At 37.5% G+C, this 19,029-nt stretch carries 17 protein-coding genes; 9 read left to right on the top strand and 8 right to left on the bottom strand.

Annotated features, from left to right (window positions below; genetic code table 11):
* Positions 1-22 precede the first annotated feature (22 nt).
* From DW721_RS08855 to DW721_RS08895, 9 genes are all read left to right on the top strand, one after another.
* Positions 23-220 (top strand): hypothetical protein, encoded by a 198-nt coding sequence (locus DW721_RS08855; protein ID WP_055944796.1) that lies wholly within the window; start codon positions 23-25, stop codon positions 218-220.
* Between the two features lie 222 nt (positions 221-442).
* Entirely contained in the window at positions 443-2,497 is a 2,055-nt protein-coding gene (locus DW721_RS08860; protein ID WP_118745523.1) for a methyl-accepting chemotaxis protein, read from the top strand.
* Positions 2,498-2,674: 177 nt separating this feature from the next.
* Positions 2,675-4,039 carry an MATE family efflux transporter gene (locus DW721_RS08865; RefSeq protein ID WP_055944802.1) on the top strand — a complete coding sequence of 455 codons (1,365 nt, stop codon included), beginning with the start codon at positions 2,675-2,677 and terminating at the stop codon, positions 4,037-4,039.
* A 170-nt stretch (positions 4,040-4,209) separates the two neighbouring features.
* Entirely contained in the window at positions 4,210-5,376 is a 1,167-nt protein-coding gene (locus DW721_RS08870; RefSeq protein ID WP_118745524.1) for an ABC transporter substrate-binding protein, read from the top strand.
* Between the two features lie 166 nt (positions 5,377-5,542).
* Entirely contained in the window at positions 5,543-6,427 is an 885-nt protein-coding gene (locus DW721_RS08875; RefSeq protein ID WP_022015512.1) for a branched-chain amino acid ABC transporter permease, read from the top strand.
* Positions 6,428-6,441: 14 nt separating this feature from the next.
* Complete coding sequence (locus DW721_RS08880) at positions 6,442-7,500, top strand: branched-chain amino acid ABC transporter permease (protein ID WP_022015513.1); 1,059 nt, start codon at positions 6,442-6,444, stop codon at positions 7,498-7,500.
* A gap of 1 nt (position 7,501) precedes the next feature.
* The gene (locus DW721_RS08885) at positions 7,502-8,263 is read left to right on the top strand and encodes an ABC transporter ATP-binding protein (protein ID WP_118745525.1); all 762 of its coding nucleotides are present in this window, start codon (positions 7,502-7,504) and stop codon (positions 8,261-8,263) included.
* Between the two features lie 126 nt (positions 8,264-8,389).
* On the top strand, positions 8,390-9,100 hold the full coding sequence (locus DW721_RS08890; protein ID WP_118499098.1) for an ABC transporter ATP-binding protein: 711 nt from the start codon (positions 8,390-8,392) through the stop codon (positions 9,098-9,100).
* Between the two features lie 187 nt (positions 9,101-9,287).
* A complete protein-coding gene (locus tag DW721_RS08895) occupies positions 9,288-9,911 on the top strand; it encodes a cytidylate kinase-like family protein (protein ID WP_022015516.1) in 624 nt (207 codons plus the stop codon).
* A gap of 253 nt (positions 9,912-10,164) precedes the next feature.
* Here the strand turns inward: DW721_RS08895 and DW721_RS08900 are convergent, their stop codons facing one another.
* The 8 genes from DW721_RS08900 to DW721_RS08935 form a co-directional block, all read right to left on the bottom strand.
* Positions 10,165-11,562 (bottom strand): M14 family zinc carboxypeptidase, encoded by a 1,398-nt coding sequence (locus DW721_RS08900; RefSeq protein WP_118745526.1) that lies wholly within the window; start codon positions 11,560-11,562, stop codon positions 10,165-10,167.
* A gap of 145 nt (positions 11,563-11,707) precedes the next feature.
* Positions 11,708-13,411 (bottom strand): AAA family ATPase, encoded by a 1,704-nt coding sequence (locus tag DW721_RS08905; RefSeq protein ID WP_118745527.1) that lies wholly within the window; start codon positions 13,409-13,411, stop codon positions 11,708-11,710.
* A gap of 401 nt (positions 13,412-13,812) precedes the next feature.
* Positions 13,813-14,754 carry a thiamine pyrophosphate-dependent enzyme gene (locus DW721_RS08910; RefSeq protein ID WP_022015520.1) on the bottom strand — a complete coding sequence of 314 codons (942 nt, stop codon included), beginning with the start codon at positions 14,752-14,754 and terminating at the stop codon, positions 13,813-13,815.
* A 12-nt stretch (positions 14,755-14,766) separates the two neighbouring features.
* Positions 14,767-15,948: a pyruvate ferredoxin oxidoreductase gene (gene porA / locus DW721_RS08915; protein ID WP_118745528.1), complete on the bottom strand. Its 1,182-nt coding sequence runs from the start codon at positions 15,946-15,948 to the stop codon at positions 14,767-14,769.
* Positions 15,948-16,253, bottom strand: coding sequence for a 4Fe-4S binding protein (locus DW721_RS08920; RefSeq protein ID WP_055944819.1), 306 nt, complete (start codon positions 16,251-16,253; stop codon positions 15,948-15,950). The genes porA and DW721_RS08920 overlap by 1 nt, the downstream gene beginning before the upstream one ends.
* Positions 16,254-16,655: 402 nt before the next feature.
* Positions 16,656-17,261 (bottom strand): 2-oxoacid:acceptor oxidoreductase family protein, encoded by a 606-nt coding sequence (locus DW721_RS08925; protein ID WP_022015523.1) that lies wholly within the window; start codon positions 17,259-17,261, stop codon positions 16,656-16,658.
* 282 nt (positions 17,262-17,543) lie between these two features.
* Complete coding sequence (locus tag DW721_RS08930) at positions 17,544-18,380, bottom strand: Cof-type HAD-IIB family hydrolase (RefSeq protein WP_118745529.1); 837 nt, start codon at positions 18,378-18,380, stop codon at positions 17,544-17,546.
* A 101-nt stretch (positions 18,381-18,481) separates the two neighbouring features.
* Positions 18,482-18,706 carry a hypothetical protein gene (locus DW721_RS08935; RefSeq protein ID WP_118499106.1) on the bottom strand — a complete coding sequence of 75 codons (225 nt, stop codon included), beginning with the start codon at positions 18,704-18,706 and terminating at the stop codon, positions 18,482-18,484.
* Positions 18,707-19,029: the final 323 nt, after the last annotated feature.

Below are 19,029 nucleotides of genomic sequence, written 5' to 3' on the forward strand. Positions count from 1 at the left end.
TTTTTAAATGGAGGGATTTTTTATGTTTCATTGGAAAAATAAAAAAAAGGAAAAACATGATGAAGAACAACACGATTATGCTCTAACTTTTGACAATGTAGCAATTCCGGAAGTTCATACACACAAGACACACGAGGAAATGACAGAAAATGAAAATGAACAATCTTCCGTAAACTATGACAATCTGGCTATCCCAGAGGTTCATATCAGGAAAAAATAGACCGAGCAAAAAAACGCGGGATGCATCTTGGCTGTTAAAACAAGATGCATCCCGCGTGTTTTTGTTGTATAATAGTTTTGTCGTACAGGGTCACTTTCTTTCTTAATGTTATAGTTCAAATTCATTATACACCAGAAAGCCCTGTATGATTTCTTTTTTTGAAAAAAGTTGTAAAGTGGTGTATATTTACATAAAGATTTCGTACAAAAGGAGGAGTATCTTATGTTTAAAAATTTAAAAATGAAAACTGCATTGACAAGTGCAATAACCGTTCTGACTATAATATGTATAACAATATTATATATATTCACACAGACAGGAATGACAAAATTAATGAAAAAAAGTGCTCAGGACAGCATGAAAACTTCACTCAATTCACAGACTACACTTATAAGCGAATATGTTTCCCATCAGGAAGACCTTTTAAAAAAATTCAGTATAAGTCCCATGATAATTGATTATCTAAAAGACCTTAATAACAAAGACAAACAGCTTAAAGCACAGCAATTTACTGAAAATTATTTTAAAGGACTTGACAACTGGGAAGGTATATACTCAGGCGAATGGAATACTCATGTAGTTACCCACTCAAATCCAAAAGTTGTCGGTATGACTACGCGAAAAGGTGATTCCTTAAAGGCTCTTCAAAATGCCATGAAAGAAAATAACGGACTTTACAACGCAGGTATTATCGTTTCCCCTGCATCACAGAAGCTTATACTTTCTATGTACTGTCCTGTCTATGACACAGACGGAAGCACTATTGTAGGCTATGTCGGCGGTGGTCCATATATGGAAAAGCTCGAAAGTCTTTTAAATAAAACAAAAAAAAACGACAAAAAATCTATACAATATTCGATGCTAAATGTCTCGTCAAAAATGTATATTTTTAATGACGAGGATACCTCTCTTATCACAAAAGAAGCAACAGACAAAGGTATTTTAAATGTTATCAATGACATAGAAAAAAGCAAAAAAAATACTAATGATGCATTTACATACAAAAATTCAAACAATACATCCTATGTAATGTCTTACCAGTATGATAAAGAACATGACTGGGCTGTTATATCAAAAGCAAAAGAAAGCAGTTTATATTCAGATGTCTATAAGACAATGCGCACACTTGCATTATTCTGCATTATATCGTGCATAATGATATCTTCTTTATCATGGTTCTTTATACATATGCATACAAAACCTCTTACTTATGTAACAGACGCATTATTGGAATTAAAAGAACTCAAGATTAAAAAGCACGATAAATTACGAAAATATATCAATGCAAACAGTGAAGTAGGTCAGATAAGCACGGCACTTAACTCTCTGAGTGATTCATTTGAGGACATTATACAAAAACTCGGTTCATGCTCAGATTCACTTACAGATTCAGCGGTAAAGATGTCAGACTCTTCCGATATTCTTATACAGTGTGTTGATGACAATGCCAATGCAACCGAACAATTTGCCGGACATACTGACCAGATAAATGATACTGTTTCACAGGTTGATGATGGTATCAATGATATTTCAGATGTTGTATCACAAGTAGAAACAAAAATACAGCTTGGTGATGCACAGAGTAGCGAGCTTATAGAAAAAATCAGCCAGATGCGAGACATAACAAACGCCTCTCTTGAAACAGCAAATATAAAGATTGACGAAAACAATCATGCGATTCAGGAAGCTATCGTCAATTTGCAATCACTTACACAGATTGACGATATGGCAAAACAGATTCTTGATATCACAAGCCAGACAAACTTACTTGCCTTAAATGCCTCCATTGAAGCTGCACGTGCCGGTGAAGCCGGACGCGGTTTCAGTATTGTGGCAAACGAAATAGGTAATCTTGCAGAAAGTTCACGCCAGACAGCCACATCCATCCAGAATATATGTAATGAAACAAAAGAGCACATATGTATGGTACAAGACTGTTTTGACAACATTATAAACTTCATGGAAGAAGATATAAAATCACAATTTAAAGACTTCCTTGAGGCAACAAATGAATACAACACATCAATAGGACAGATAAAGAATATTATCCATGAAATGCACGATTGCTCAAACGAATTTGTTAAAGCCGTTTCAGATATCAAATCACAGATTGACAATGTACAGAATAATCCTGACGGTATTACAATGCACACTAAAGATGTTATTAAAAAAGTGGAACAGACTAAAAAAATCACGGAAGACCTTACAGATATTGTCCGCAAAAACGAAGAAAATGCTTTGGCTATTAAAGAAATAATGAATCGTTTTTCACTTTGACTTGAATTTAAGCACACTCTCCTCACTCCTTGCATCACAGCCTTCAAAATGATATAATCTTTTTTACAGAACACACATGGCTTTTGCAATGTGTGTTCTATGTTAATAACAATGTACTCCCGTTATCTTACGAACGAAGAATTTCGAGAGTTCATTACTAAAGAATGGAGGCTCCTTATGAGTGAAAACAAAGAATTTTTAGGTACTGAACCAGTCGGAAAACTTCTCTTAAAACTGGCAGTTCCATCCGTAATATCACAGATTGTCAATATGCTCTACAATATTGTAGACAGAATTTATATAGGTCATATCCCAAAGACCGGAAGTCTTGCTCTTACAGGACTTGGTGTCTGTATGCCTATCATTATGATAATATCAGCTTTCGCCGCCCTTATCGGTTTCGGCGGTGCTCCGAGAGCTTCAATCTTTATGGGCAAAGGCGAAAATGACTCAGCTGAAAAAACTCTCGGCAACTGTTTTACGACACAGATAATCATTTCGATCATTCTTACTATTGTTCTTCTCTTTGGCAACAGATTTTTCCTTATGGCATTTGGTGCCAGTGACAACACAATAGATTTTGCAACAAGCTATATGAACATCTATGCTTTAGGAACTATCTTTGTGCAGCTTACTCTCGGAATGAACTCTTTCGTAACGGCACAGGGCTTTTCAAAAACAGGAATGCTTACCGTAGTTATCGGAGCCGTATGCAATATCATACTCGACCCGATATTTATTTTTGTGCTTGGTCTTGGTGTAAAAGGTGCTGCCATTGCTACCATCATTTCGCAGGGTGTTTCCTGTATATGGGTAATCTCATTTTTGACAGGCAGAAAAACTTTTTTGAAAATAAAGAAAAAATACCTTATGCCTTCGGCTGATGTTATCCTGCCATGTATGGCTCTCGGTGTTTCAACATTTGTCATGCAGGCAAGCGAGAGTGTTATCTCAGTCTGCTTCAACTCATCACTCTTAAAATACGGCGGTGATGTTGCCGTGGGAGCAATGACAATACTTACAAGCGTTATGCAGTTCGCTATGCTTCCATTACAGGGTATCGGTCAGGGAGCACAGCCTGTCACCAGCTACAATTACGGCGCAAAAAACACAGACCGTGTCAAAAAGACATTCAAAATCCTAATCACTGTATCACTCAGCTATTCTGTTATTTTCTGGGCATTGATACAAATGTTTCCAAGTGTATTTGCAGGCATATTCAGTTCAGATAAATCACTTGTGACATTTACGGCTGATGCACTTAAAATCTATTGCGGAATGTTATTTATGTTTGGAATACAGATAGCGTGCCAGATGACATTTGTGGCAATAGGCAATGCAATATGCTCAGTTATAGTCGCAGTTGTGAGAAAATTTGTACTTCTTCTGCCGCTTATCTATATAGTTCCAAATTTTGTGTCAAATAAAACAAACGGAGTATATATGGCTGAACCGATTGCTGATTTTATTGCAGTATCATTTACCGTAATAATTTTCTCAGTCCAGTTTAAAAAAGCACTTTACAAATTGAAAGAAATTTAAAAAGAAACTTCGCAAATTGAGTAAAGTTTAACACCTGGTATATATATAGGTGAAAAATTGTCAATTATAGCTTTAATTTCCTTCAACTTTTGGTACTTTTTTCTATTGACAAATCAGTTCTAAAAAACTACCATACTTTAGTAAAAGAAAGAATGAATGGAGGAATCATTATGAGATTATGGAAAAAGGCATTAAGCCTTGTACTTGTATCAGCCATGGCATTTTCTATGTGTGCCTGCGGCGGCAAGAAAGACGAAGGAAGTAAAAAAACTGACACTTTTAAGATTGGCGGCATCGGACCTACAACAGGTGACGCAGCTATCTACGGAAAAGCCGTGCAGAATGGTATTCAGCTTGCAGTAGACGAGATAAACGCTGCCGGCGGCATCAACGGCAAAAAGATTGAATATAAATTTCAGGATGACCAGAACGACACAGAGAAATCTGTAAACGCTTACAACAGCTTAAAAGACTGGGGTATGCAGATGCTTGTCGGAACTGTTACATCAAACCCTTGTACAGCAGTTGTTGAGCAGACACACAATGACAATATGTTCCAGCTCACACCATCAGCAACAGCAGTAGAGTCAATCCAGTATGACAACGCATTCCGTATGTGTTTCTCAGATCCTAACCAGGGTATTGCTTCTGCTGATTATATCGCAGACCACAAACTTGCTTCAAAAATTGCAGTAATCTATAACAGTTCTGATCCTTACTCATCAGGTATCTACCAGAAATTTGCTGCTGAATCAAAAACAAAAGGACTTAATATCGTAGCTGCCGAAGCATTTACTGCTGACAGCAAGACAGATTTCTCAGTACAGATTCAGAAAGCTAAGAGTGCCGGTGCAGAAATGGTATTTCTTCCTATATATTATCAGGAGGCATCACTTATCCTTGCACAGGCAAAGAAAGCAAACTTCACACCTAAGTATTTCGGATGTGACGGTATGGACGGAATCCTTGCACTTGATGGATTTGACAAGAGTCTTGCAGAAGACCTTATGTTCCTCACACCATTTACACCTGATTCAAAAGACGATAAGACACAGACTTTTGTAAAAGCTTACAAAAAGGCATTTAAAGATACACCTATTCAGTTTGCTGCCGATGCTTACGACTGCATCTACACTATAAAAGCGGCTGCTGAGAAAGCAAAGCTCACACCTGATATGAGCATTTCTGATATGTCAGATGCATTAAAGAAATCCATGACAGAAATCAAGCTTAGCTGTCTTACTGCAAAGAGCATCAAATGGTCTGCAGACGGTGAACCAACAAAAGAGCCAACTGTTGTAGTTGTTAAAAATGGTGCATATGATATAGCTGAGTAAAATATAACGGATAATACCATAATTTCCGGTGCAAAATGTGTTTTATTCTTTGCATTATATGATGATTTTGTAGATTTTAAAGTAATTATATGGTAATATATAAGTCTGTATGAGTTTTAAACAATTCTCATACAGACTTTACTTTTAAAGAAACAGGAGGTAAACCATGAGCTTTATATCGTATTTATTTAACGGATTAAGTCTTGGAAGCGTTTATGCAATCATTGCCCTTGGTTATACAATGGTATATGGTATAGCAAAAATGCTTAACTTTGCACATGGAGATGTAATCATGATCGGTGCTTACATATCTCTTCTTTCTATGACAAACGCAGGAATACCGGCATTTCCGGCACTTATAATTTCGATTGTAGCCTGTACGGTTCTTGGTATTGTTATTGAAAGAATTGCTTATAAACCACTTAGGAATGCATCTTCTTCACTAGCAGTTCTCATCACTGCAATAGGTGTCAGCTATTTACTCCAGAATATCGCACTTTTGCTTTTTGGAGCAAATGCACAAACTTTCCCATCAGTTATCAAATGGGAAGGACTTTCACTTGCCGGAGGCAAACTCAATCTTTCAGGTGAGACAATCATTACTATCTTAGTATGTATAGTGATAATGGTTCTGCTTATGCTTTTCGTTCAGAAAACAAAACCGGGACAGGCTATGCGTGCCGTGTCTGAGGACCGTGGAGCAGCACTCCTTATGGGTATCAATGTAAACGGAACTATTGCACTCACATTTGCAATCGGTTCAGGACTTGCCGCAATCGCCGGTGTGCTTTTATGCTCAGCTTATCCAAGTCTTACACCTTACACTGGTGCAATGCCTGGTATCAAAGCCTTTGTCGCTGCTGTATTCGGTGGTATAGGTTCAATCCCCGGTGCATTTATAGGCGGTATCCTCTTAGGTATTATTGAGATATTTGGTAAAGCCTACATTTCATCACAAATGGCAGATGCGATTGTTTTTGCCGTACTTATCATTGTCCTTCTCGTTAAACCGACAGGACTCTTAGGCAAAAAAATTCAGGAAAAAGTATAGGAGGCAGATATATTATGTCAAAGAAATTATCTAAACAAAAATTAAATGATATTATCACTTATGGTATAGTTATAGCTGCTTTTGTCATAATGCAGATTCTTATAAATGCAGGAGAGATTTCCTCTCTCTTTCAGGGACTCATGGTTCCTCTTTGTACTTATATAATACTCGCCATTTCCCTTAATCTCGTTGTAGGTATTCTCGGCGAATTAAGCCTTGGTCATGCAGGTTTTATGTGTGTCGGTGCATTTACAAGTTCATTCTTTTCAAAAGCTATGCAGGACACTATTACAAATTCGACTGTGAGATTTCTTCTTGCACTTCTCATTGGAATAATCACGGCAGCAATCTTTGGAATCATCATTGGTATTCCGGTATTGCGATTAAACGGTGATTACCTTGCCATCGTTACACTTGCGTTTGGTGAGATAATCAAAAACCTTGTAAATGTCCTTTTTATAGGAAAGGATTCAAAAGGATTTCATTTTTCAACAAAAGATGCTGTAAGTTTAAATATGGAACCTGATGGAAAGATTATATTAAATGGACCTCAGGGAATAACCGGTACACCTAATGACTCGACTTTCTTTATCGGTTTTATACTTATTCTCGTAACATTATTTATAGTGTTAAACCTCATTCATTCAAGAGACGGTCGTGCGATTATGGCAATAAGAGACAACAGAATTGCCGCTGAGTCTATCGGTATCAATATTACAAAATACAAACTTATGACATTTACAATATCAGCAGCAATGGCAGGTGCAGCAGGTGTTCTTTACGCACACAACCTCTCAAACCTCACAGCCAACACAAACAACTTCGGTTACAATATGTCAATAAACATCCTTGTATTCGTAGTTCTCGGCGGTATCGGAAATATCAGAGGCTCTATCATAGCCGCTGTCGTGCTTACACTTCTTCCTGAGCTTTTGCGTGGAATGTCAGACTACCGTATGCTCATATATGCTATCGTGCTTATAGTCATGATGCTCTTTAACTGGGCACCAAAAGCTATCGAATGGCGCGAAAAACACCTTTCATTTAAAAAGAATAAAAAGGAGGCGGCATAGTATGGAAACTTTATTAGATGTTCAAAATCTTGGTATTTCTTTTGGTGGTCTCCGTGCCGTAAACAACTTCAGCATAAATATTGGCAAAGAGCAGCTTTACGGACTTATCGGACCTAACGGTGCAGGAAAAACAACTATATTCAACCTCTTGACAGGTGTTTACAAACCCGACAGCGGAAAGATAATCTTAGACGGTAATGACCTTACGGGAAAATCCACAATAGAGATAAACAAATCCGGAATAGCAAGAACATTCCAGAATATAAGACTTTTTTCACAGCTTACCGTGCTTGACAATGTTAAAACAGGACTTCACAACAACCACCATTATTCAACGCTCGACAGCATACTTCGTCTTCCACGCTATCACAAAGTCGAAAAAGAAATGAATGATATTGCAATGGAACTTCTTGAAGTGTTCGGACTTAAGGATGATGCGAATGTCCAGGCTCAAAATCTCCCTTACGGACAGCAGAGAAAACTTGAGATTGCAAGAGCACTTGCCACAAACCCAAAACTGCTTCTGCTCGATGAACCGGCTGCCGGCATGAATCCAAATGAAACAGAAGAACTTATGGATATGATAAAATTTGTAAGAGCCCATTTCCATATGACTATTCTTCTTATTGAACACGATATGAAACTCGTAAGCGGCATCTGTGAACAACTTACCGTACTTAACTTCGGCGAAGTGCTTGCACAGGGCGATACATCAGATGTGTTAAATAACCCACAGGTTATTAAAGCTTATCTAGGTGAGTAAATAGAGAAATTCCTATGGAGACATTCTCCATAGGAGACATTCTCCATAGGAATTTCTTGTGTAAACCACTATGTTGTTGAGTTTGGATTGCAGCATCTTTTTAATTTTAGAAATGAGGGATAAATTATGGCAATGCTTGAAGTTAAAGATTTGGAAGTTTATTATGGAATGATACAGGCGATTAAAGGTATCTCTTTTGAAGTAAATAAAGGTGAGGTTATCGCTCTTATCGGTGCCAACGGTGCAGGTAAGACTACTACCCTACACACGATAACAGGACTTCTCTCTCCTAAAAAAGGAAGTGTTATGTTTGAGGGAAAAGACATAACAAAGATACCTGCACATAAAATAGTATCAATGGGAATGGCTCATGTCCCTGAGGGGCGACGCGTTTTTGCAGACTTAAGCGTATATGAAAACCTTAAATTAGGAGCATACACTAGAAAAGACAAAGAAAACTTAAACAAAGACCTTGAAAGCATATATGAAAGATTTCCAAGACTTGCCGAGAGAAAGAACCAGTCGGCAGGAACATTGAGCGGTGGTGAACAGCAGATGCTCGCCATGGGACGCGCACTCATGTCAAAACCATCAATCATCCTTATGGATGAGCCGTCAATGGGACTTTCACCAATCCTTGTAAATGAGATATTTGATATTATCGAGTCTATAAGCAAATCCGGTACAACTGTTCTTCTTGTAGAACAGAACGCAAAAAAAGCTCTCTCAATCGCAGACAGGGCATATGTACTTGAAACAGGAAAAATCGTAACAAGCGGCAAAGCAAGTGAATTACTTGAAGATGACTCGATAAAGAAAGCTTATCTGGGAGAATAAATAGATAAGCTCCATAGGAGCTTATCATTAGAAGAATGCACAGGCATTAAAAAATGCCTTTATGCATTCTTCTACACCCCACTACTTTTTATTTTTATTCAAAATATATAGTTGCGAAACTATCGTAATATCTGATTAAATTGCAGTCAGTTTCGCAACTATTCACAAAACAAAAGGAGGTATCACGATGGGAAATATGGTTATTACGGTTTCTCGCCAGTACGGCAGCGGCGGTAAAACTATCGCTGCCATGCTTGCCCAGAAACTTGGTATCAACTGCTACAGCCGTGAAATTTTGAAGATGGCTTCTGAGGACAGTGGCATTAATGAAAGACTTTTCGGTATGTCCGATGAAAAAATCCGTCATGCAGGCTGGTTCAAGACTTTAAGCCGCCCTTACACGGGCGAACTTCTTCCACCTGAGGATAAGGGCTTTGTCTCCGATGACAATCTTTTTAATTATCAGGCTAAGACAATCAAAGAACTTGCCGAAAAAGAATCCTGCATCATTGTCGGAAGATGTGCAAATTACATATTAAGAGACAATCCTGATGTACTCAGTGTTTTTGTTCATGCTGATGATGATTTCTGTCTTGCAAGGGCTATGGAGCGTAACAGTTTCAGCGAAAAAGAAACTAAAAAATTTATTGAACGCACTGACAAATACCGTTCGGACTTTTATCACTATCACACGGGACATCACTGGACGGATGCGAGATATTATGACCTCTGTCTTGACAGTTCAAAACTCGGTTTTGAGAAATGTGTCGAGGAGATAGAAGCTTATGCTAAGATAAGATTTAGAAAGTAAAGGATTTTTCTATTGTTTTAAAAACCTAGTGTACTGACCTGATGACTTTTAGTTAAATAACTTAGGATAAATTTTCAGTCTGCAAGACGGAAGAATGAGCCGTAGCGGGCTACGGCGATTGATGACAACGAAGCAGATGGAAATTTATACAAGTTATTTGGCAAAATATCAACAAGTCAGTACACTAGGAGCATACTACCGCTTTTTACGGTAGTATGCTCCTGACTGTTTTTGATTATATTTACAAACACTCCTACAGCAGAAGCTTTGCCTCCCTCAATACAAGACTCTCATTTTTTCTCCATATCGAAGAAAATTGCGAAATCGGCAACGGACAGCCTGCTACACCTATCTCAAGTGTTATACACGGTGATTTAATCTTTTCCATCACATAATCACGCATACTTCCGACACTAGGACCGCTTGAAGAACCATAACTGTCCCCGCTTGCATATCCTGTTATCTTTCTTGCAAGCCGGTACATTTTCTGTGTTTCTTTTTTAACTTTTCCGCTTCCGCCGCTTCCAAATACTATAGAGCCCATAGCATGATAATTTACGACACCTTTTAATGTCTTGTTATTTTTTAACTGTTTTAACAATCCTGCGATTGCCTTTGTTTCCGGCTCACTTGCTGCCGATGGTCCTGAAAATCCCTCACTTCCACGCTTTCCACCATGATTTGCCTTAAAATGCGAATTTGAATTTCTGTTAAGGTCAACTCCCCTGGCATTTGCTTTCCATGTCGCAGTATGTGATGCACCAGACATTTTATAGAGAGCCTTACGGAGTTTCCTATCTCTTATCTTTGAAATTCCAAACTGAGAAATTGTTGTACCGTCAGGATTTGCCATCGGAATATAATGTACCGCCATCTTATTTAAAACATTTTTTACTTTTACTCCCTTGACACTTCCATTGTAATTTTTAAGGTAACTTTCTATCTGTGCCATACAAAGCTGTGCCGTCATATATTCCCTTGCATGAATATTTCCAATAACAAGCAATGTCTTTTTGGCTTTCTTGTTTCCTATGACAACATCATATATATTTCTTTTATCATTTGATTTTCCCACAACTTTTACACTGACATAATCAGAATAAGTATTTTTAAATGACTTTATATCACCGCACATCTCACTGTAACTGTACTTCTGATGTTTTGTGTTCACAAAATTTGCAATCCTGAAACTTTTAGCATTTGAATTACTTGCATATGTCTTTCCATCGTATGTCCTTTCTGACTTAACATAATACTTATATCTTTTTCCTGCCACAACCTTTTTATCCGTATATTTTAATTTGGTTGTTTTGGCGACTATTTTATACCCATTGTTATTTGTCTTTTTATATAAAATATACTTTTCTGCACCGGCAGACATGCTCCAGCTTACCTTTACTTTTTTACTTCCCAGTCTTGTAAAACTTATCTTACTCTTTGCAGGGATTTCAGGCTCCTCGATGACGGGACCCGATGAAACCTTTGTCTCGTTCTTTCTTATAATATCTTTCTTTGCCACAGTCAAAACCTCATTGTCAGTTTTTGCTGCTGCTGATACCTTTCTGTCCGCATTTGCCGCATATGAAATACTGCTCACTGCCATAGTCATCGCAAGTAATAATGCTATTAACTTGTACTGTTTTTTATTCATTTGTTTTTCCTTTCTTTTTTAATAAATTATATTTGTATATCTCTTAATCAAGCTTATATTCACAATCTGCATTTTGATAAATTTTGATTGTATTTTTCTTAATCAGACGAATATTTGCAACCCACTCAACCCCTACTTGATAGTTTTAAATTTTATGTGCAATCACCTTGCATTTTTTCTTACAAAAGGCAATTCCATAAATCATAATATCATGTCTGTCATCGTTTTTCAGATATTCATCATATCTTTTTTCTTTAATCTGGGTGATTGCTTTTTCACAGGCTTTATCCATTCCCGAAAATGTCTTTGAATATTTAAGTTCAATAATGATACCTGCGTCAAAGTCTTCTGTTTCAACTATTATGTCGGCGAAACCGTCTCCTGCTTCAACATTTGATTTTACGAGCCAGTCTGCATTTCCTACCAAAAGTCCAACCAAAAGTGTATGATAAGAACTTTCTTTTTCCTCGTCCCTTGCCTTTGTGTCGAAAACACTTATCGAATTGCTTAGTGTCCTGTTCAGATAATTCTCAACCGCCTTTGTGTCTCCCTCATCAAATGCTTTCCAAAAGTTTTTTAACTGTTCTGTGTTGCTCATTACTGTTCTCTTAAACCATTCTTTTATCTGAAGTTTATAAACCTCCCTGACCTCTTTATTCGGAATAACAAGCTTATACGCACCACTTTCAGTCATACCAGTCTGAGTCAGATACCCCGTTGTAAATAAAACACTCCAAAGATTGTCGATAGTAGTATCGATTTCATCATATGTCAGTTCAAGACTGACCTGCTTCTCGATTGTCTCACCTGAAACCAGCCGCTCGATTTCATCCCTTGTAGTCTTATTTGCCTTATCGATAAAGCGTTTGACAAGTCCGTTTCCGCTTGTATTTATCCAGTATGACTGCGGTTTTGCATCCGGTTCACCGCACAGTCTGTCTACATGATTTATAACATCCCACGGGCAGTAAACATCAGCATCACCAAAGTGATAACCGTCATACCATTCTTTTGTCTCTGAAATATGCTCCAAAAGACCGTATGACTCCAAAAGTGTTTGCACTTCTTCATCCGTAAACCCAAACTGCTCGTCAAAGCGTGTATCTGCGATTGAAAGCACTTTAAAATTATTTAATCCTGTAAAAATACTTTCTTTTGAAACGCGGAGACACCCTGTCAAAACGGCAAACTGTAAAAAATCATTGGTTTTAAGTGCGTCCCCAAACATTGCTCGTATAAGTGATACCATTTCTCTGTAATAGCCATTCTGAAATGCTTTATCTAAAGGAACATCATATTCATCTATAATTATTATTGTCTTTTTACCATAATGTTTATAAAGGAGTTCAGATAATAATCTCAATGCTGACGCAAGAATATTTACATCCATTGAATATCTGCCATTATCTAAACGGATAAGTGTCTTATATCTCTCTTTTTCATTTACCGTTAATTTTTCACTATCCAATAAAAAATAAAATCTTTCGGCTTCTCTGCCAATAATCTCAACAAATCTGTATAATGCTGTCTCAAAGTCAAGCCCCTCAACATTTTTAAGTGAGATAAATATAACCGGAAATTTTCCCATATATTCCTCACAGATTTTTTTATTATTTTTAATATATAATCCGTCAAACAGTGATTCATCTGTTCCGATTTCAAAAAAATAACGCAGCATACTCATATTTAAAGTTTTCCCAAATCGCCTTGGTCTGGTAAAAAGATTTACCTTTCCCCACTTTTCAAGAAGCTGCTCCAACAATTTTGTCTTATCAATATAGTAAAATTCTTCCTGTCGTATTTCCTTAAAATCCTCAATCCCCACCGGCAGTTTAATTTTTCTTCCCATAATTTTTCATTCCTCCATAAATCAATAAGTCAATGACATTCGTCATACACTTTGCTACTTGCTCATATAAAGTTTGTGCTACGCACAATCCGCTTCCAGTTCCATCACAATCACCTGATTGAAGAGTCCCCCATCACCCAAAGGTAATTAATTTCTATCAGACATTAGTTCCTATTTAACGGCTTTTAGGCATTATATAAACTCACTGAACATACCCCCATTTTAACATTACATATAATAAATAGCAAACAGGAGTATGTCATCATTTCAACATACTCCTGTCATAATTTATATATTTAATTTAACGCCTTAACATACTTTATATTAAAATGCAACCATAGTACAAAAACCTGCTTTTATGTTTGTAACAGTTCAGCCTTGCATTACTTATGTTTTTCATACTATCTCGCACATTTATACTGAAGGTCTTCCCATCTTCTGTCTACTTCTGCCTGGAACTGGGCTATCAGGTCCTCGTTTCCTTTTTTGAAAAGATGTTTAAATCTTCCCTGTTCTCTTAAGAAGTCTTCGATAGGAAGTTTCTTCTTTGGCTCATATGAGAGTATCCATTTTCCATGGTCTACCTCAAAGAGTGGCCAGTAGCAGGTTTCTACGGCAAGTTTGCATATTTTCATTATCTCTGATGCATCATATCTCCATCCTCTTGGACATGGTGTCATGATGTTTAAGAAACTTGCTCCCTCTGTGTAGATTGCTTTTTCTGATTTTCTGTGAATGTCTTTAAAATCCTGTAAGAGTGTTGTCTGTGCAACATATGGTACATCATGGTCTGCAATGATGCTTGCAAGGTCTTTGCGGTTCTGCATCTTACCATTAGACTGTGTTCCTACAGGTGTTGTTGTCGTATCTGCATACATTGGTGTTGCTGATGAACGCTGAATACCTGTGTTCATGTATGCACCGTTGTCGTAACACACATATACCATGTCATGTCCTCTCTCCATTGCTCCTGAGAGTGACTGAAATCCTATATCATATGTTCCACCGTCACCACCAAATGTGATAAATTTGAATGTTTCGTCCTTTGGAAGTTTCCCTCTCTTTTTGAGTGCCTTGTATGCCGTTTCAACACCACTGAGTGTTGCTCCTGCATTTTCAAATGCGTTGTGTATATAACTATCCTCCCATGCCGTATATGGGTACATGAATGAAGATACCTCCAGACAGCCTGTTGCATTTCCTATAACTGCCCTATCTCCCTCATGAAGTCCACGAAGCACGGCACGAACTGCTATCGTCGCACCACATCCTGCACACATACGGTGTCCCGGTGCAAGACGCTCTGGTTTATTCATCATTGTTTTTAAACTGTAATCGCTCATTATGGCCTCCTATTATTTGCGTAATCCGATATACTGATATTGCTCTACTTTCTTTCCATTCTCTACTGCTTCTTCAAGTTCAGCAAATATATCATATACTTCATTTACCGTGAAATCCCTGCCTGCAAGACCATAAATATAATTTACAGCTTCAATCATTACTTTGCTTCTGTAAAGTCCTGCTGTAACTTCACTTCCAAGAGGTCCGCCGTTTCCATTGTAGCTTTCACAACGGTCCATAATTGCGACTGCCTTACAGCCTTTGAGTGCTTTTGCTATCTCCTCTGCCGGGAACGGACGGAATACTCTGAGTTTAAGCACTCCCACTTTCTTTCCCTGCTCACGAAGATTGTCAACTGCCTCTTTTGCCGTTCCTGCTGCCGAACCCATGATAAGCATGATATAATCGGCATCTTCTGTCTTATATTCTTCAAAAAGTCCATACTCCCTGCCTGAAATCTCTTTAAATTTCTTTGCCACTTCAAGTATAACTTCTTTTGCGTTTTCTAATGCTGTCTCCTGATTTTTCTTTGCTTCCATAGCATAATTTGTCACTGAATAAGGACCTACTGCTATAGGCTTACCCGGATTTAAAAGATACTCTTCAGGCTCATATTCACCGACGAAATCTTTTACAAGCTCATCCTCCATAAGCTCAATATTTTCAACAGCATGGCTTGTGATAAATCCGTCCTGACATATCATAATAGGAAGATGCACCCTCTTATCCTCTGCGATAGGATATGCCTGAATGAAATTGTCATATGCCTCCTGATTGTTCTCTGCATATATCTGAATCCATCCTGTATCTCTCGCACCCATACCGTCTGAATGGTCGCAGTTAATATTTATAGGACCTGAAAGTGTACGGTTTACAAGTGTGAGTGCAAGCGGAAGTCTGTTTGATGCTGCAAGAAGAAGTTCCTCCCACATAAGTGCAAGTCCTGCCGATGATGTTGCAGTAAGACTTCTTGCTCCTGCTGCCTCTGCTCCGATTGCAGCACTCATTGATGAATGTTCACTCTCTACCGGGATAAACTCTGTATCCATCTCACCGTTTGCAATATATGTAGATACCATCTGCGGTATTTCTGTTGAAGGTGTTATAGGAAATGCCGGCATAACATCCGGATTTACCTGACGGATAGCATATGATACTGCCTCGTTTCCTGACATACGTTCTTTAATAGCCATTATTCTACGCCCTCCTTCATCTCAATCGCCCCAAATGGACAGACTTTTGCACATATTCCACAGCCCTTGCAATGGTCATAATCAAAATCAAGTCTCTTTCCGTCAACAACCGGAATACTCACATCCGGACAGACAGGTGCACAGAGTAAACACTGTTTGCATAAATCTGCTTTAAATACCGGTGTATTTGTTCTCCACTCTCCTGTATTAAAAAGCTTTGAAGTTCCTCCGGCAAATACCATAAGACCCTCTGTAAGCTCACCGACAGGAGTTTGTTCATTTATTTTTGTAATATCGGTTCTCATTTTTTTCTCCAATCAATTTATTTGTTTATCAGGTGATTGCATGATTTTGAAACTAAAATTATATTGCAAAAATTTGTGCAACATATACATTACTGAGAGTATCGCAATTACCTATAGTCATTTATGATTAAAGGGAAATGTAAACCCGTCCCTCATATCATTTTTAATTTTAAATATATTTTAATGAAATAAATCTGCCTTTTTTAAGTTTGTGATATTTACATTTTTTCATATCAGGAAAAATTTGTGCCCTGCATTCCTGATGCAGAGCACATTGTGTATTTTCATACACTTAGGACAACTTATTTTTGGCATTTATTTCTTGTCAGCTATTTATTATGTACTTTTATCTATGCAATAATGCTATGCAGTCATGCTGTGCAATAATGCTATGCAGTCATGCTATGCAGTCATGCTCATATCTTTGTCGATATCTTCTGCAAGTGTATCAAATGTCATCTCAAGAGCTTCCATATTTCCGTCAATGACCTCAGGCTTCTTTGCAAATTTGTGCTGGTATGAAGCTCTCATTTCTCTAATAAATGTATCTCTCGGCATTACATTACTTACTGCAACTACTGCTGCGAGCATCGGTGAGTTAGGGAAATTCTTTCCAAGTGTCTTTACTGAGATGTGTCTTGCATCTACAGTGTAAACCTTTCCCTCATAGCCATTGAGCTTATCCTTAATCTCGTCTCTTGACTTTGGTGTGTTGATAATGATAGCACCGTCTTTCTTAAGACCTGCCGTAACATCAACTGAGTCAAGGAGTGTCTCATCTACAACAACCACATAATCAGGTGTGTATATATTAGAATGAATACGGATCTTGTCTTCACTAATTCTATTGTAAGCCGTAATAGGTGCACCCATACGCTCCGGACCATACTCAGGAAATCCCTGAACATACTGTCCTGTCTTAAATGCTACATCTGCAAGAAGTAAAGCTGCTGTCTTTGCTCCCTGACCGCCACGACCATGCCATCTGATTTCAATTCCGTTATTCATGATTATTTCTCCTCATATAATATCTTTCAGATACATAAATAACATGTATCTCAGTTAAAAAGTTACCAAATCACTATTGCATTAAGATGAATCAAATTCATCTTAATAATGTTTTTTTCTCAAGTGCAAGTACCATTATATACGCAATTAAAAAAAAGTAAATACCTTTCATTCAATTTTTTTCATTTTATCGATGAAAGATATTCACTTAAAATCATTTTAGTTTTTCTTATTTTAAAACATATTCAAAAGCAGCATAACAACTTAACTTATCCACTTAAATCAATCATTTTCCTTCAATATCATCTCATATATAACCTGTGCGACACCATCCTCATCATTGGAAGCCGTTATATAATCTGCTACTGCCTTTACTTCCTCCTGTGCATTTGCCATAGCAACACCGACACCCGCATACTTTATCATAGAAATATCATTAAAGCCGTCACCACAGGCTATCATATTTTCCCTTGAACTTCCGATTATCTCACAGAGATGTTCTAAAGAAGCCGCCTTATCAATGCCCTTCGGTGTAATCTCAATAAAAAACGGCTCTGAGCGTGACACATTTATCCTGTCACCAAATCTGTCCTTAAAAGCCTGCTCTTTTTCAGGAGCAACCTCCGGCTCTGCTGTTCCAAGACACTTATTGAGAGGAAAATCAATATATTCTATAATATTCTTTTTATATGAAACCGGCAGATGATTTATCCTCGCTTCAAGGTCGATATACTTGTCAGGTCTGTCCGCAGCGATTATCCCTGTCCTGTCATATGAAACAAGTCCGATATTAAGCTCCTCAGCCAGTTTAAAAAGTTTGGGAACTATATCCTCCGGAAGTGTCTGCTGATAAATAACCTCACCCGTACCACAGTCAGTAATCTGACCGCCGTTAAACGCTGCGATAAAACCACCAAACTTATCAAGTTTAAGTTTCTTCGCAACAGGTTCCGCCCCCGGCGTAGGTCTGCCCGTCGCAATCACAATCTTGTGCCCCTGCTCCTGCATTTTCATAATAGCATCCAATGTTCTGTCCGTAATCTCCTTCTGCGAATTGGTAAGCGTACCATCCAAATCAAGAACAAGAACCTTTTTATCTTTACCTATTTTTGTACTCATTATTTTTACTCCTTTAAAACCTACAAAATATTTTTCACTTTATAAACATTTTCATTTATAATTTTTCAACTCATTTTATTAACATTAGAAAATAATCCTAATTATTTATCATGAAAAAATACTGGTATAAACTCCATTTTATCATATTTACCTTTCAAAAACTCGTATGTTTTTTTATCAATTATATATTTTGGTGTTAATAAAACAGGATTAGAACTTTGATTTTCATACTCTTCAGGAACAGAACCAAACAACTCTTTAGTTCTATTAATTCCTTTCAATTTATTTATGCATGACTCACCTATAAAATATGGTTCATTTCCCATAAAAAATCTCTTAACTCCACAATTCCTACAAAAATTTATATATTGTTTCATAACTATCGTCCACACCTTTTGCAATTCACACCTGAGTTAAACAACCTTCCTAAGCATTTTCGCTAAAGCGAAAACCGCAGTTTTTCAAACTGCTTAAAGCTTAGTCATGTCGTTTGGGTCAGGCTATTCGCCTTGATACAAGATATAGATATTGTTTTCTGCAAACAAGTTTGCAAAACTATAATATATCTTAATATTTTTAACCAATTCACACAGAACCCATCACGACATTCCTAAGCATTTTCGCCAAAGCGAAAACCGCAGTTTTTCAA

The organism is Clostridium sp. AM27-31LB, assembly GCF_003480745.1.
GTDB lineage: Bacteria > Bacillota > Clostridia > Lachnospirales > Lachnospiraceae > Butyribacter > Butyribacter intestini.